The sequence below is a fragment of the Geosporobacter ferrireducens genome, from assembly GCF_001750685.1.
Classification (GTDB): Bacteria; Bacillota; Clostridia; order Peptostreptococcales; family Thermotaleaceae; genus Geosporobacter; species Geosporobacter ferrireducens.
Genome location: NZ_CP017269.1, coordinates 592,778 through 607,046 on the forward strand (window position 1 = coordinate 592,778; position 14,269 = coordinate 607,046).

A 14,269-nucleotide genomic window follows, 5' to 3' on the forward strand; every position below is an offset into this window, starting at 1 on the left:
TACATATATAAATCATCCAAATAAAAAATACACCAAGTTTTTTATAATATTAAGGAAAGAGCTATAGTCCTAGACCTAGGGCCCTCTCCTAACACATTCAAAATTTGATGTAGATACTAATAAACAATGAAATTATTTTTAACAGGATGTCATGAATTCTGGATTCGTATAATATATATTAACACAGATATATTTCATGATAAAAGGGAAGGACAAGCGATGTTTTTGGTAAAAAAATTGAAGAAATATTTTATTTTGAGGAGGTTACTGAAGAATGAAAAAAACAATTCAGTTGTTGGGAAATGATAATCATTTTACTAAAAGTATAGGTCTGACAAGTCTCTTTACCTTCCTCATATTAAACATCCTGGCAATTGTAGTTTATATAAAATATCTTCTAGGTTTCTCCAATAGCTTCATAACCCTTCTCCCTGCCATTAAGATATTATTAAATACTGATTTTTTATTTGTTGTTGTGCTGATTTTTATTTATAATGCAGCAGAAAAATTTTTTGGCATGAAAACCATATTAGCTGCCATAATCCTTATAAGCATAGGCGAAGCACTGTATCTCCTAATGAAAGACAAGCCTTTTGCAATTATATTTCTCTTGGGTTTATACGGTATCGGAATCTCTATATTCACTAGTGTTATTGGACTAGATGCGATGATAAGAATAGCTACAAAAAATATCAAAGTCAAATCCTGAATCAATTTATAATAAAAATCATCCCGCTTCAGCATGTTCACTGGATAAGGATGATTTTTATTGTCTTTGTATAATTATTTCACTGATTAACCACTTTATTTGCAAATCTCCTTTTTGAAAATTCACCTACTGGAAGTGCCAAAGCTGCACAAAACAGTGCAAAGGTTGCAACAGCAGCATATCTTTCCGGAATCATAAAGCTTATTCCCGTAAACAATAATGTAATCAGTAAAGAAGCATATTTTAATCTTTTTCTTCTTTCTATACTAATAATTGGCTTGTTCGGGTGGTCTACAGGGGCATAGATCCAAATCAACAGAAGTGTAATCAGAATAATAATAAGACGAATATGCGCATATAGCAAAACCTTGCTTCCAACGATTACAATAGCAGCAAGAATTATTAAACTTGTAAAGAAGCATCGCCAATATGTATCCTCATGAAATCCACCTGCTGGCATTCTCGGAACGCAGAAAAACAAAGTAGCAACTAAGAAAGGTTTTGTTAGGGATAAAGCATAAAATATGATTAGATAAATAAAAAATTTTGTAATCTCTCCCAAAAAGCACTCTAATCCAAACTTTATTTTCTTAATTTCTAAATCACTTAAATTAGAATTATTGACTTGTATAAAGTTAGTAATTTTTTGAGCTAATCTCTCCATTTTTGTGTTCACCCGCCCAGTTTAATCGAGAACTCTCTTTCTTTAATAAACACACGCTGCTTATGAAAATATTATCATAAAGCAATCGCGTTTTTTGTAGAAATTTGTTGGTTTTTCATGTTTTCTATGCTTTTTTTCAGAAAAATCTATAATTTCATACTAAAGGCCTAGACGGTGCATCATTGTTCAATTTTTACATGTTCCTTACTACATTTCTTACCCATTTTTTCGAGATCACTCTTGGTACCCCAATACATGCTTTTACTAGCTCTTCCAAAGAAATCAAAGCATATACCCAATATACAGGAAGCTTTAATACCAAGGCTCCCAAAAAAGCTAACGGTACCCCTAAAATCCATACACTTCCCATTTCAAGAAACAAGGAAAATTTTGTATCTCCCCCACTTCTAAGAATGCCAATAATCAATACCGTATTAAAGAATCTAAAACACATAAATATTCCCATAATCAACAGAATCTTAGCCGCATTATTGTAAACCACTGGAGAAACATTGAAGAAACTCAAAATCACAGGAGACAGCAGCACCAATTTTAATCCCAATACCACACCAGTTATGATTCCTAGTAAACAGAAGGTGTTTCCATAAATAACCGCCTTCTCTTGCCGTTCTGCTCCGATCACATTCCCCAACATAACTGCACAAGAATTCCCTAGCCCCATAGAAATTACCATAAACATGCTTTGAATCGTATTGGCAATTTGTATGGAAGCAATCGCTTCTGTACTGATTCTGGCATAGGCAGCGGTATACATAATCATGCCTAGCGACCAAAGTCCTTCATTTAAAATTACAGGAATTGTTGTGTTATAAACTTTTTTAAAGAATTTATTATCAAAGGCCAACATCTCCTTAAGGGTTCCAGCCAACACATCTTTATTCCCGTAAATGATTCCTACCAGCAGGATCAATTCAATGCTTCTTGCAATCAATGTGGCTAAAGCTGCTCCTTGGATTCCCATTTTAGGAAAATAAAAGTTTCCAAAAATCAGTAAATAATTCAACCCTGTATTGGCCAGTAGTGAGACTGCACTGACCATCATCGGTAATTTCGCTTGACCAATACTCCTGGATGCAAAGGCATAAACGAAGGTTATTGCAGTAATAAGGTAGCTAAAAGATACGATTCTTAGATATTGGCTTCCCATATCTACCACTACTGCATCTGTTGTGAAAATCCTCAGCAGCTTTTCCGGAATAAAATAGGCGCCTATTCCAAAGAGGAAACTTATTGATATTCCTGATACTAATGCAATCCCCATCACTCTCCGAACATTTCGAATGTCCTGTTTACCCCAAAATTGAGCTGTAAATATGGCACACCCGCTATTGACCCCAAACATTAGGAGAATAAATAAAAAGAAAACTTGATTTGCCAATCCTACCGCTGCAATCTGTGTCTCTCCAAGTTTACCGATCATTACTGTGTCTACCATATTCAAAGCCGACGATATTAAGTTTTGCAGTGTAATTGGCAGTGCAATTCCCAGCATTGTTTTATAAAAATGTCGATCATATAAATCTATTTGCATGCGCTTCATCCACCTATTCCCAATAAATTACATTCAATCATCTGTATTTCGCAGCCCTAACCTCACTATTATAATTGAGAAGCTATACAGAAAGCAATAAAATACATTTAATTTCTAGCCTCTTTTGATATCTATTCCATTTAAAACATAAGCTGCAGATTTTATTATGCTGCTTCTTTCACACCCCGTGCTGCAATGAATATACTGAATATACCTCTCTTTATTTTTCTTAGAGGTTATGATTTTCTTTCTGTAAGTAATTACAATTTACTATTGTTTGGGGGTTATCCTTATGGAACAAAGTTATTGGATGCTGCTCATCATTTTAGTTATGGGACTATTTATGAAGAATGACTCACTGGCAATCTCCGGAGCTGCCTTAATTCTGCTCAAACTTTTAAATATGAATATATTACTTCCGAAGTTGGAGGCATATGGCCTGAAAGTAGGTATTATTATTGTAACGATAGGTATTTTAGCACCCATCGCAGCGGATAAATATACACTGCTTGAAATTTATCAATCCTTCAAAACACCTTTAGGCTTCTCTGCGGTTTTAGGTGGTGCAATCATCATACTGCTGACTGGCAGAGGTTACGGACTTCTAACAGAAGATCCATCTATAGCCGTGCCTATCCTTATTGGAACGATACTAGGCATTATACTATTTAAAGGTGTTCCTGTCGGCCCTTTAGTCGCATCCGGGGTTGCCGTCTTTATTTATAATATCATTTCATACATTCAGAAAATGTGGAGGGGCGTATAAATGATATTTTTATATTTCTATACCTGTATGAGGCGAAGCTCATTTCCACACCAGTTCAAAAACTTTTTAAAATCCTCAAAGCGAAGTGTAATTGTTGCGGTATTCACATTGGGGTGAAAGCTTATATGCTTTAAATCTGTCAAATCGCTATCTAGCAAAACCTCAACGTGTTTTTCCATGTCATTTACCAATCCAAAGGGACTTACAGCACCAGGAGTAAGTCCTAAATAGCGTAGTAAGCGCTCCTCTGATGCAAAACTGAGATTTGTACTTTCGATCTGCTTGGACAAACTTTTTAAATCTACTTTTTTCGACTCTTCTATAATCACCAAATAATGCTTTTCTCCCTTTTTGTCTCGAACAAAAAGGTTTTTGCAGTGTTGGCCCTGCATATCTAGATTTAGTTGATTCGCCTCCTCGATCGTATAGATCGGAATATGCTCATACTTTAGATAGGATATTTTCAAAGCCTCTAATACTTCGTATACCTTTTTCTCTTTCTCCATCCTTTTTCCTCCCTTTCATATTTTCCCGATGCATATTTTTTCTTTTCTATTTCGTTCTATTGTTCTCCTTCATTTTTTGCTTTATTCCCATTCCTTTCTTTTAGTTGAATGAAGTTTTGCAGATATTGTGAATTTTTTATTAAATCTCTATACTATGGTTGATTTTTCCACAAAACTTTATTATAATAAAGTTGAACCGAAGGTCATGAAGGTCTTCATCTGTCATTATTATTTAGGTCATGGAATTTCCTTATTTCTACTGTAAAAAGAATATTTCCAAGAGTGCCAAGAAGGTAATCTTAAAGATTGAAATCTTATCATCTTTTAGATTGCCTTTTTCTATTTTCAATCATATATTTCATCTTTTTAAAGGAGGATAACTTTATGCACATTCCTGACGGATTATTGAGTTTACCAACTTTGGTAGCAACTGGAGCCGCCTCGGTTGGAGGAATCGGAACTGCTGTAAAAAAAACAAGAGAGCATCTGGAAGACAATAAAATTCCCTTGCTAGGTGTAATGGGTGCCTTTATCTTTGCAGCACAAATGATCAATTTCCCTGTTGGATTGGGTACTTCCGGTCATCTTATTGGTGCTTTTTTTGCGGCTGTTGTACTGGGACCTTGGGCTTCGGCTTTAGTATTATCTGCCATATTAATCATTCAAAGTCTTTTTTTCGGAGACGGCGGCATACTTGCCCTGGGTGCAAATATTTTTAATATGGCTGTTCTAGCTAACTTTACCGGATACTATGTGTATCAGCTTTTCAAAAAAAATAGTAAAAGCTACTCTCAGGCAGGCATTATCGTGGGAGGATGTTTTTCTGTCGTAGCAGCAGCCCTGGCAGCGGCCATTGAAATTGTGTTATCTGGAAGATCTGAACTGATGATTGTTTTACCTCCAATGATGCTCTGGCATGTCCTAATCGGTATTGGAGAAGGCCTCATTACCTTATTCCTTGTATCCTATATCGCAAAGGTACGCGGTGATCTATTACTTCAGCCTATTACTGTGAAGGAGGAGAAATAATGAATAGTAAAAAGAAATTCATTTGGATCGGGCTAATCGCAGCATTCGTTATAGCAGGGATTTTTTCACCTTTCGCATCATCTTCTCCAGATGGCTTAGAAAAAGTCGGAGAAGATATAGGCTTCATTGAATGGGCACAAGATAATATCGTCGCAGCACTAATACCGGATTATCTGTTTCCCGGCATTGCCCATGAAGGAATCGCTACTGCAATAGCTGGTATTATCGGTGTTTTACTAACATTTTTATTTCTCTATAGTATAGGCAAATTCATGGTACCAAAATCCAAAGTGAAAGAAGGAACAAAGGTATGATGCTGCTGCAGACATCTATCAAACCTATAAATCCCACGATGAAACTTTTAGCTGCACTTATATTTATTTTCGGAGTAGTATTTATTAATCAACTGTCCCTGCTGATTCTTTGCATCGGTGTTGTGTTATGCTGCAGCCTGTTTTTGCAAGTTCACATAAATCGCATCGTAAAAAGACTATGGATAGCTTTTCCCTTTTTGCTCTTTATGCTTTTGATTGTTCCTTTTCAAATTCCTGGAGAACCAATATTTTCCGTCCAGCTAGGCTTTATTCAACTTACCGCAACCCATAGCGGCTTTTCATTTGGCCTTATACTATGGTTAAAATCATTGAACAGTATCATGATCTTATTGCTTCTAACAGAGACTACTTCCTTAAAAGAATTGCAAAAAGCTCTGCATGCCCTACATGTTCCTGACTTGCTTCTACAAACCATCGCTTTTACTTTTCGCTATTTCACTATTATTCATCAAGAATTTCTGCGAATCGATCGGGCTCAGAAATCTCGTGGTTTTCGAAGAGGTAAAAGTCTAATGAATACATATACATTAAAAATTATTGCGCAAACTATCGGCCATGTCTTTTTTCGAGCACTGGATAGAAGTGAACGAATCTATTGGGCGATGGCTGCACGAGGCTACAATAGAAATCATAATTTCCCAGAAACTACTGCATTTAGTTGTAAAGATTGTGGCATAGCTATAGCTTCTCTTAGCTTTACCTGCTTTATGATTTGGATCGATAAGGGAGGCCGCATATAATGCTTAAAGTAGATCAGTTAAGCTACACCTACCGTGATGGTACAAAAGCGCTAAATCAAATTAGTTTTTCTATTCCGGATCATTCTAAGGTAGCCATTCTTGGCCCAAATGGTTCCGGTAAATCCACTCTATTTCTCCATTTTAACGGCATTTATCTTCCCCAAGAAGGAAGTGTAGAAGTATTGGGGATTCCAGTAAATAAAAAAACTGAAATAGATTTAAAAACAAGAGTTGGCCTCGTGTTCCAAGACCCTGATGATCAGGTTTTTTCCTCTACCCTATGGGAAGATGTGGCCTTTGGTCCTGAAAATATGGGTTACTCACAGGAAGAAATAGACCGCCGTGTAGAAAAAGCATTAAAGTCTGTAGATATGTGGGATTATCGTCATAAGGCTCCTTATCACCTTAGCTATGGTCAAAAAAAACGGGCGGCTATTGCTGGCATATTAGCAATGGATTGTGAAATCATCATGTTAGATGAACCTGTAGCATATCTTGATCCTCAAGGTCAGGACCAACTGTTCTCTTTGTTGGATGAGTTGTATCAACAAGGTATGAGCATCCTAATCGCTACCCACGATGTAAATCTTGCCTGCGAATGGGCTGATTATATCATTCTTATGAAAGATGGTCAAATTCTGGGACAGGGCGGTACAGAGCTTTTGGTTCAAGAAAATCTCGTTAATCAAGCCCGATTGCGCCTTCCAATTGTGGCCAAACTATTCCAAAAACTCAATAAAGATATTGATGCTTTACCTACTACCCTTGAGGAAGCAGCTTCACAGATTAATCAGTGGGTAAAATAGTAGAAAGGTGAAGCTCTTCAATATATCAATTTGCTTTCAGACTTGTACAAATCAGTGTGATTCCATGCTTATTTATTAACATCCCTCGTGTAATATGGTATAATGGTGTAAAGTTGTGTTCTTAAGCATGCTTTTTCCTTTTTCATATTATTAGGAGGGATTTATTTTGTCTGAAAATACAGAACGTAAAAAGAAAACTACAAAGAAGAAAAAACGACGGTTTAGTATCATTAAAATACTCATATTGACTATATTGTTACTCGGCTTCATCGGTGCTGGAGCAGTCGGCGGTCTTGTGGTCGCTACTTTAAAGTCTGCGAAGCCCATTGATCCGACGAAAATCTATACAATACTTGATGAAAATTCCTTTATTTTAGATAAGGAAGGAAACTTAATTGAAAAAGTTGAAAGAAGTGACGGTTTAAGAACAATCGTAAAATACGATGAAATACCGCAAAATCTTAAGGATGCATTTATTGCCATTGAAGATCAAGACTTTTTTACTCACAAAGGTATCAGTCCAAAAAGAATTATAAAGTCAGCTATAGATGTTGTAAGAGCGGGTGGTAATCCCGTTTCCGGAGGTAGTACCATTACACAGCAGTTGGCTAAAAATCTTTATCTTAGCCATGACAAAACCTATACGAGAAAGATAAAGGAAGCTTATTATGCCTTTCAGTTGGAAAAACATTTACGCAAAGAGCAGATTTTTGAAGCTTACATGAATACTGCTCATTTTGGCGGAGGAGCAAACGGAGTACAGGCTGCTGCCTTTACTTTTTTCTCAAAGGATGTAAGTGAACTGGATTTAGCTGAATGTGCGCTTATTGCAGGAATTACACAGCATCCGTCCAAATATTCTCCGCTTAAAACCCTTCGTAAAGAAGATGTAGATCCTGAGAAACACCATATCGTTGATGATAGCGATTCGATTTATACCGTTGTTTATGATGACCGCTATAAAGATAGACAGCAATTGGTGCTAAGAGTCATGAAAAACAAAAACATGATTACAGAAGAGGAATACAATCAAGCGATCAATGAGGATCTAAAACCCCGATTGAAACCGGGTAAACAACAAAGTCAGGGTATTTCATCCTTCTTTGTTGATTTAGTAAAACAAGATGTAATAGAAGCATTAAAAAAAGAATTGGGTAAAACCGATGAGGAAGCCCTCGATATGCTTTATAATCAAGGACTTAGAATCTACAGTACAATGGATTTAAAAATGCAGAAATCCTTGGAGACTGTATATCAAGACAGTAAAAACTTTCCGAATCTCATTGCCAAAAAAGATGGTGCCGGAAATTTGATCAACAATAAGAGTAAGGCCATCTTAATGTATAAACGGGAAAACCTGATCAATAGTAAAGAAGAACTTATTATTCCAAAGAGTGATTATAAATATGATGCTGCCGGTAATCTTGTTCTTTTAAAAGGAAAGCGTCTCTCCTTCGAACCATTGTATGAGAATGGTGAAGTGAAAGGGATTCAAGTGTTGGTAAAGGATGCATATATTCAAAATTCTGCAAAGGAATACCTCATGCTGAAGGGTGGCGTCCTTCGAATTGCAGCCCAGCATAAACAATATGATGAACAGAAGAATCTTGTTGTAAGCAAAGAGTTTTTAGATTCAAATCCACAGTTTTTTCAAAAAGACGGCAGTGAAAATCTTTTGATTTCAAAGGATGATTATACCATGAGTGATAAAGGGGTCATACAACCTCAATCCTCAATGGTCATTATGGATTATCGTTCCGGTGAGATTAAAGCCTTGGTAGGTGGGCGTGATATTAAAGGTAGAAAGCTCTATAACCGTGCCACCAATCCAAGACAGCCCGGTTCTTCCATCAAACCTCTTTCCGTTTTTACACCAGCATTAGACAACGGATGGACTGCGGCTAGTGTAGTAGATGATGTACCAAATTATGACCACACTGGAAAAATGTGGCCAAGAAATTACTATAACAGTTTTTGGGGTCTTTCCACGCTGCGTGATGGTGTGCAGTGGTCCATGAACGTTCTTTCTGTAAAAGTAGTTGAACGGTTAGGTGTCAACACCTCCGTCGAATATTTGAAAAAAATGGGTATTACCACGGTGGATGAAAAAGGTGGTACCAACGATTTAAATCTTGCCTCCATGTCTTTAGGGGGTATGACAAGAGGTATCAGTCCACTTGAAATGACAGCAGCTTATGGGTCATTAGCAAATCAAGGTGTCTATATGAAACCAAAATCCTTTATTAAAATTACTGACCGGGAAGGAAATTTGATTCTGGAAAACGGCGGATACAAAAACCGTGTTGTCAGCCCTGAAGTGGCCTATATTATTACCGACATGATGCGCAGTGTTGTCTCTGGCGGTACTGGCCAAAGAGCTAAATTAGATCAAGGCAACGCAAATATCCCTGTAGCCGGTAAAACCGGTACTACTACCGATAACTATGACGCTTGGTTTGTTGGATATACGCCTTATTACGTAGGCGCCGTATGGATCGGAAATGACGTACAAATTGAGTTAAACAGCGGCAGTGCTATGAGTGCCCAGCTTTGGAAAACGGTAATGGCTCAGGTACATCAAGGCCTTCCCGCAAAAAACTTTGACAGGCCTGAAAACGTAATATCTGTTCAGGTTGATAAAATATCCGGCAAACGTCCTACGGAATTAAGCCTTAGGGATCCCCGCGGAAGTCAGGTTCACACAGAGCTTTTTGTAAAAGGTACAGAACCAAAGGAACATGATGATGTTCATGTGGAAGTAGAAATAGATACCTCTACCGGAAAATTAGCAACCCCTTATTGTCCACCAACCCTTGTTGAAAAACGGGTGTTTGTAAGAAGGCCAATTCCTTACAATCCATCGGCCAATAATGGTATCGTTCCAAGAGACTACCCCTATGAAGTACCTACAGCAGAGTGTACTGCCCATAGCCAATACAACCAAGATCCACCTGCAGGCGACAATCCAACAACACCGGGAGTCATTGATTCTCTCCCTGAATTGGATATCAATAACCTAACGGAAGATCCTAATTATTCAGATTAAAAGATTCTTATATAAAAATAAAAAGGCCATATGGCCTTTTTATTTTTATATAAGAAAATATTTACAAACAATCTTAAAGCTTTTATTATCCTCTATCTCTTTGACCGGTCTTATATCCGCTTCTTTTTAGTATTTCCTCCATAGCCTTTGTAAGAATAGGTGCTCCAATTTCACAATTATCATGGCCCTGCATTTTTCCGATATCTCCTATGCCGATTACTAAAGGAATATCACATTGCCCAATAATGTCTACCGTATCGCCATATATCACGTTTCCCTGACGGGGAATTCCATCTTTATCGACTGAGCCCTCGATAAATTTTCCATCCTTTGTAATAGAGAAATCTACTTTGATGCCGTTCACCCCCTGCGTGTTGGAGGCAACTGCAATCACACCTAAAACTTCTATATCCGGATGATTTACAATCTCATATAACGCCCACTCACCTTGTGCAGTTCTAGCAGAACCTTTATCGTCCACCATTACCACCACTGGATCATGTTTGGCAGTTTTGATTAAATCTACGATTTCAATACCACTCATCGGCGTTGGATTGCCACCTGATCGTGATATACATCGGGCACCGACTTTTTCTACTGCTATTTCTACAGCTCTTTGGGCAATAGAATCTCCATCTGTCACTAAAATTACTTTTCTTTTTTCCGTCATAATTTAATTCCTTTCCCAAGCGTTTACTTTTTTGATTTTGGTGTAAACAGCACTGCCATTGTATATCCAAATACAATAGCGGCCGCAACACCCCCTGAAGCAGCTGATACCCCACCTGTAAAAGCACCTAGCAATCCTGAGGTCTTTACACCCTTAACCGCTCCTTTAGCAAGGGCATATCCAAAACCAGGTAATGGTACAGTGGCACCTGCACCGCCAAAATCTACAATAGGATCATATATTCCAATAGCTGTTAAAATCACACCTAAGGTTACAAATAATACTAAAACATGAGCAGAGGTTAGTTTTGCTCCATCCATCAGCAATTGTCCAATCACACATATGATTCCCCCCACTAGAAATGCTCTTAAATATTCCATGGAAGATCCCTCCTAATGTTTTAGTATATTGGTAATGGTTACTGCATGGGCAATACTAGGAATGGATTGACCCTGTAATGCGCTTGTAGAAGATAGCAGCGCACCTGTAGAAATCAATAAAACTTTATTAAGTTTCTTATTAATCATTTCCTTAAAAATATAGCTGCAGAAAACAGATGCCGAACAGCCGCATCCACTACCACCCGCATGGGTATCTTGCGTCTTATTATCAAAAATTAAAAGACCGCAATCATTAAATACCTTTGTAATATTATAACCCTTATCCAAAACAATTTCTTCAGCAATCTCTTTACCAATGGCTCCTAAATCACCTGTCACAATCAGGTCATAGTCTTCTGGCTTAAATCCTGTATCTTCAAAATGTGCAGTAATGGTATCCGCTGCTGCTGGTGCCATGGCTGCTCCCATATTGTTGACATCTTTTATTCCTAAATCTATTACTTTTCCCGTTGTCACATGACTGATATAAGGACCACTTCCATTCGCAGCCAGAATTGCTGCCCCAGCTCCAGTCACTGTCCACTGTGCTGTGAGAGATCTTTGATTTCCCAGCTCCAAGGGAAATCGAAACTGCCGCTCCGCAGAACTAAAATGACTGGAGGTGGCTGCAGCCACATAATTAGCATATCCACCATCAATTAACATAGCGCCAATGCTAAGGGATTCTGTCATAGTTGAACAGGCACCATACAAGCCTAGAAAAGGGATATCCAGATCTCTTGCCGCAAAGGATGCTGCCATTAACTGATTTAATAAATCTCCTGAAAGCAAATATTCTATTTCCACAATATTTTTATCTGCCTTTTGTATAGCTGATTTAATGGTTTCTCTGAGCATTTTGCTTTCTGAAAGCTCCCAGCTGTTTTCTCCACACAAATCATCGGTTAAAACAACATCAAAATAGTGGCTTAAAGGCCCTTCTCCTTCCTTAGGTCCTACTGTTGTTGCTGTTGAGATAATACTTGGTGGATGTTGAAGCTTAACCGTTTGCCTTCCTAATCTTTTTCGAGCCATGGCTGCCACCTCCTTATCTTGTAAGAAAATAATATACTAATCCTACGAGTACAGAGGAACTAAATCCATATACCAATACAGGTCCTGCAAGCGCGAACATTTTTCCCCCCACACCGAAAATATAACCTTCCCGCTTAAATTCCATAGCCGGTGATACAATAGAATTTGCAAACCCGGTAATGGGTACAATGGAACCTGCCCCTGCCCTTTTTCCAATTTGATCATATATGCCTAATCCTGTGAGAAATGCACCAAAAAAAATCAGGATTATGGCGGTTATGGTCGCTGCATCTTCCCGATTAAAGCCCGTCCCTCTGAAAATATTATTGATTCCTTGACCAATGGTTGAAATGCCTCCACCTACCATAAAGGCCCAGAAACAATTTTTTACGTAGTTGGGCTTAGGAATCTTTTGTTTTACATATGCATTGTATTCCATTTGTTTGTTTATTTTCTGGACTTTTTTATTTTGCAAAACAATACACCTCTTATATTAAAAAATATTTACTAATCATATAGATCCTCTGCTTAGCGAATATGTTCTAAACCTTTATGTGCAGTACCGTCTATAATATTGCCGGTTATTGCTAACTGATCAAATTCGTGAATCTTTTTAATTTCTTCTATGGTATCCATCCCGATGGGAGATTGCAGCTTTTTTTCGTAGTACTCCTTTTTCATTTTTTTCATCCTTTCTACGGATTGAGTAAAATCCAATAAATTAAAGATCCGAAAACTTTACCGCAAACGATGGCTGCTAGGATATATCCCAAATAATTTTCCAATTGAAATCTGCTCGCTGCAACAGGAATTACATTGGTTACTTCTGCTAAGGCAGCCGCCGTTAATCCTACGAATACACCCATAAATAATCCAGATAAACCAGCAAGTACTTTTGCTCCTAAAAAATCTAGATCATAAAAACTAAACAGAGAAATAATCATTGCTGACAGAATCATCGTTCGTTCGTATACCTTTATATATTCCTCTGTCTCTGTAAGCTGCGTAAGCCTAGGTATAATATCTAACAAAGTTATAAAAGCTACAATAGCACTTCCTACAACAATGCCTTCAGAAAATCCTATAAATCCTACAACCAATTTATGCATAGCTATTTCACTCTTTCAAGATCTGCTATTCTCCTCGGTATTCTTTGTGTTGTTTAAAATATAATCGTTGACACCTTTTTTGTAAGAATACATTTCTACTTCCATTGGACTTGGTTCGTCTCGTACCTTCTTTGGTATAATGTGATTAAAAAAGAGAGCCATCCCAATTCCGATTCCTAAAGAGTAGGGAATTTGCAGAATCAATGGTTTATTCGTATCTATGCCTGTAATCATGGCATAAATCTGCCGGTGCGCTTCAGCCATATTTACATCTGCATGGAAATTCATGATGGCTAATCCCGTTCCTACAAACAATGTAAAACCTACAATTGCAATTTTTGTATACAGCCAACTCTTTCTAATAGGTTTTCTTTCACTTTCTACAGAAACTAATATTTCAGATTTTCCTACAGGATAAATATGAACATTTTTATATCTTTCCTGGATCTTTTCTATAATTGTAAGGATAGAAACAACGATATAACTAGGTGCCTTTTTTTCTGCTTTCAGCAGGGGGAGATTCAATATGATTTCCTTATTCTGTTGGTCTTGCATGAGTAGGGTTGCTATATCTCCTACGCGAATCAGACTACCCTCTTTCGCAGTAAAACCATCCCTTACTTGAATATAGATTGACTGCTGCCTTTCCACCCAATCACATCCTTTGCAATCCTTGCTCCTGAACCGCTTCATATACAAGCTTGGCTCTTGTAAATTTTTGCGTATTCGATTTATAGTTAATGAAAACCCATACAGCTACAGCAATTATGATCAGTGTAGTCATCAATGCAAGGACACTCTTGTTTTGAATCTGCATTTGATCACCTCTCTTAGTCTTTGATCTTAGTATTCTCCATTCTATTTCCCTTCATTCTCATTTTTCCTTATCAATAAGCTTCTCTCTTGTATTGATAAAAAAATA

At 37.4% G+C, this 14,269-nt stretch carries 18 protein-coding genes; 7 read left to right on the forward strand and 11 right to left on the reverse strand.

All coding sequences use genetic code 11. The features are described 5' to 3' along the window. Positions 1-274: 274 nt before the first annotated feature. Complete coding sequence (locus Gferi_RS02985; protein ID WP_069974227.1) at positions 275-709, forward strand: hypothetical protein; 435 nt, start codon at positions 275-277, stop codon at positions 707-709. A 79-nt stretch (positions 710-788) separates the two neighbouring features. On the opposite strand, the gene Gferi_RS02990 is transcribed toward Gferi_RS02985, so the two are convergent. Beyond that, positions 789-1,373 (reverse strand): accessory gene regulator ArgB-like protein, encoded by a 585-nt coding sequence (locus Gferi_RS02990; RefSeq protein ID WP_069974228.1) that lies wholly within the window; start codon positions 1,371-1,373, stop codon positions 789-791. 193 nt (positions 1,374-1,566) lie between these two features. Then, positions 1,567-2,925, reverse strand: a complete 1,359-nt coding sequence (locus Gferi_RS02995; RefSeq protein WP_069974229.1) for an MATE family efflux transporter — start codon at positions 2,923-2,925, stop codon at positions 1,567-1,569. A 292-nt stretch (positions 2,926-3,217) separates the two neighbouring features. Here Gferi_RS02995 and Gferi_RS03000 point away from each other — a divergent pair, with 292 nt between their 5' ends. Continuing rightward, on the forward strand, positions 3,218-3,691 hold the full coding sequence (locus tag Gferi_RS03000; protein WP_069974230.1) for a DUF441 domain-containing protein: 474 nt from the start codon (positions 3,218-3,220) through the stop codon (positions 3,689-3,691). A gap of 17 nt (positions 3,692-3,708) precedes the next feature. Here the strand turns inward: Gferi_RS03000 and Gferi_RS03005 are convergent, their stop codons facing one another. After that, positions 3,709-4,197, reverse strand: a complete 489-nt coding sequence (locus tag Gferi_RS03005) for a prolyl-tRNA synthetase associated domain-containing protein (RefSeq protein ID WP_069974231.1) — start codon at positions 4,195-4,197, stop codon at positions 3,709-3,711. A gap of 384 nt (positions 4,198-4,581) precedes the next feature. Between Gferi_RS03005 and Gferi_RS03010 the strand changes: the two genes are divergently transcribed. The 5 genes from Gferi_RS03010 (at position 4,582) to Gferi_RS03030 (ending at position 10,153) form a co-directional block, all read left to right on the forward strand. Next, positions 4,582-5,226: an energy-coupling factor ABC transporter permease gene (locus Gferi_RS03010; protein ID WP_069974232.1), complete on the forward strand. Its 645-nt coding sequence runs from the start codon at positions 4,582-4,584 to the stop codon at positions 5,224-5,226. Then, positions 5,226-5,540 (forward strand): PDGLE domain-containing protein, encoded by a 315-nt coding sequence (locus Gferi_RS03015; protein WP_069974233.1) that lies wholly within the window; start codon positions 5,226-5,228, stop codon positions 5,538-5,540. The genes Gferi_RS03010 and Gferi_RS03015 overlap by 1 nt, the downstream gene beginning before the upstream one ends. Next, the gene (cbiQ, locus tag Gferi_RS03020; protein WP_069974234.1) at positions 5,537-6,301 is read left to right on the forward strand and encodes a cobalt ECF transporter T component CbiQ; all 765 of its coding nucleotides are present in this window, start codon (positions 5,537-5,539) and stop codon (positions 6,299-6,301) included. Before Gferi_RS03015 ends, cbiQ begins: the two co-directional genes overlap by 4 nt. Next, on the forward strand, positions 6,301-7,107 hold the full coding sequence (locus Gferi_RS03025; RefSeq protein WP_069974235.1) for an ATP-binding cassette domain-containing protein: 807 nt from the start codon (positions 6,301-6,303) through the stop codon (positions 7,105-7,107). The genes cbiQ and Gferi_RS03025 overlap by 1 nt, the downstream gene beginning before the upstream one ends. Before the next feature lie 166 nt (positions 7,108-7,273). Continuing rightward, the gene (locus Gferi_RS03030; protein ID WP_069974236.1) at positions 7,274-10,153 is read left to right on the forward strand and encodes a transglycosylase domain-containing protein; all 2,880 of its coding nucleotides are present in this window, start codon (positions 7,274-7,276) and stop codon (positions 10,151-10,153) included. Positions 10,154-10,238: 85 nt separating this feature from the next. On the opposite strand, the gene Gferi_RS03035 is transcribed toward Gferi_RS03030, so the two are convergent. From Gferi_RS03035 to Gferi_RS27940, 8 genes are all read right to left on the reverse strand, one after another. Next, the gene (locus Gferi_RS03035) at positions 10,239-10,823 is read right to left on the reverse strand and encodes a stage V sporulation protein AE (protein ID WP_069974237.1); all 585 of its coding nucleotides are present in this window, start codon (positions 10,821-10,823) and stop codon (positions 10,239-10,241) included. 23 nt (positions 10,824-10,846) lie between these two features. Further along, a complete protein-coding gene (spoVAE, locus tag Gferi_RS03040) occupies positions 10,847-11,203 on the reverse strand; it encodes a stage V sporulation protein AE (RefSeq protein ID WP_069974238.1) in 357 nt (118 codons plus the stop codon). A gap of 12 nt (positions 11,204-11,215) precedes the next feature. Continuing rightward, positions 11,216-12,238, reverse strand: coding sequence for a stage V sporulation protein AD (gene spoVAD, locus Gferi_RS03045; protein ID WP_069974239.1), 1,023 nt, complete (start codon positions 12,236-12,238; stop codon positions 11,216-11,218). A gap of 13 nt (positions 12,239-12,251) precedes the next feature. Beyond that, positions 12,252-12,677, reverse strand: a complete 426-nt coding sequence (gene spoVAC, locus Gferi_RS03050) for a stage V sporulation protein AC (RefSeq protein ID WP_069981277.1) — start codon at positions 12,675-12,677, stop codon at positions 12,252-12,254. Between the two features lie 89 nt (positions 12,678-12,766). Then, positions 12,767-12,919: a hypothetical protein gene (locus Gferi_RS27935; RefSeq protein WP_156782314.1), complete on the reverse strand. Its 153-nt coding sequence runs from the start codon at positions 12,917-12,919 to the stop codon at positions 12,767-12,769. A 14-nt stretch (positions 12,920-12,933) separates the two neighbouring features. Then, positions 12,934-13,347: a stage V sporulation protein AB gene (locus Gferi_RS03055; protein ID WP_069974240.1), complete on the reverse strand. Its 414-nt coding sequence runs from the start codon at positions 13,345-13,347 to the stop codon at positions 12,934-12,936. A 15-nt stretch (positions 13,348-13,362) separates the two neighbouring features. Beyond that, positions 13,363-13,998, reverse strand: coding sequence for a stage V sporulation protein AA (locus Gferi_RS03060; protein ID WP_169832959.1), 636 nt, complete (start codon positions 13,996-13,998; stop codon positions 13,363-13,365). A gap of 4 nt (positions 13,999-14,002) precedes the next feature. Continuing rightward, positions 14,003-14,164 (reverse strand): hypothetical protein, encoded by a 162-nt coding sequence (locus tag Gferi_RS27940; RefSeq protein WP_156782315.1) that lies wholly within the window; start codon positions 14,162-14,164, stop codon positions 14,003-14,005. Between the last annotated feature and the right edge of the window lie 105 nt (positions 14,165-14,269).

What these genes read in the sequence shown, in the direction of transcription:
- Gferi_RS02985 (WP_069974227.1), top strand. Translation starts at nt 275, where the DNA reads ATGAAAAAAACAATTCAGTTGTTGGGAAATGATAATCATTTTACTAAA.
- Gferi_RS02990 (WP_069974228.1), bottom strand. Translation starts at nt 1,373, where the DNA reads ATGGAGAGATTAGCTCAAAAAATTACTAACTTTATACAAGTCAATAAT.
- Gferi_RS02995 (WP_069974229.1), bottom strand. Translation starts at nt 2,925, where the DNA reads ATGCAAATAGATTTATATGATCGACATTTTTATAAAACAATGCTGGGA.
- Gferi_RS03000 (WP_069974230.1), top strand. Translation starts at nt 3,218, where the DNA reads ATGGAACAAAGTTATTGGATGCTGCTCATCATTTTAGTTATGGGACTA.
- Gferi_RS03005 (WP_069974231.1), bottom strand. Translation starts at nt 4,197, where the DNA reads ATGGAGAAAGAGAAAAAGGTATACGAAGTATTAGAGGCTTTGAAAATA.
- Gferi_RS03010 (WP_069974232.1), top strand. Translation starts at nt 4,582, where the DNA reads ATGCACATTCCTGACGGATTATTGAGTTTACCAACTTTGGTAGCAACT.
- Gferi_RS03015 (WP_069974233.1), top strand. Translation starts at nt 5,226, where the DNA reads ATGAATAGTAAAAAGAAATTCATTTGGATCGGGCTAATCGCAGCATTC.
- cbiQ (WP_069974234.1), top strand. Translation starts at nt 5,537, where the DNA reads ATGATGCTGCTGCAGACATCTATCAAACCTATAAATCCCACGATGAAA.
- Gferi_RS03025 (WP_069974235.1), top strand. Translation starts at nt 6,301, where the DNA reads ATGCTTAAAGTAGATCAGTTAAGCTACACCTACCGTGATGGTACAAAA.
- Gferi_RS03035 (WP_069974237.1), bottom strand. Translation starts at nt 10,823, where the DNA reads ATGACGGAAAAAAGAAAAGTAATTTTAGTGACAGATGGAGATTCTATT.
- spoVAE (WP_069974238.1), bottom strand. Translation starts at nt 11,203, where the DNA reads ATGGAATATTTAAGAGCATTTCTAGTGGGGGGAATCATATGTGTGATT.
- spoVAD (WP_069974239.1), bottom strand. Translation starts at nt 12,238, where the DNA reads ATGGCTCGAAAAAGATTAGGAAGGCAAACGGTTAAGCTTCAACATCCA.
- spoVAC (WP_069981277.1), bottom strand. Translation starts at nt 12,677, where the DNA reads ATGGAATACAATGCATATGTAAAACAAAAGATTCCTAAGCCCAACTAC.
- Gferi_RS27935 (WP_156782314.1), bottom strand. Translation starts at nt 12,919, where the DNA reads ATGAAAAAGGAGTACTACGAAAAAAAGCTGCAATCTCCCATCGGGATG.
- Gferi_RS03055 (WP_069974240.1), bottom strand. Translation starts at nt 13,347, where the DNA reads ATGCATAAATTGGTTGTAGGATTTATAGGATTTTCTGAAGGCATTGTT.
- Gferi_RS27940 (WP_156782315.1), bottom strand. Translation starts at nt 14,164, where the DNA reads ATGCAGATTCAAAACAAGAGTGTCCTTGCATTGATGACTACACTGATC.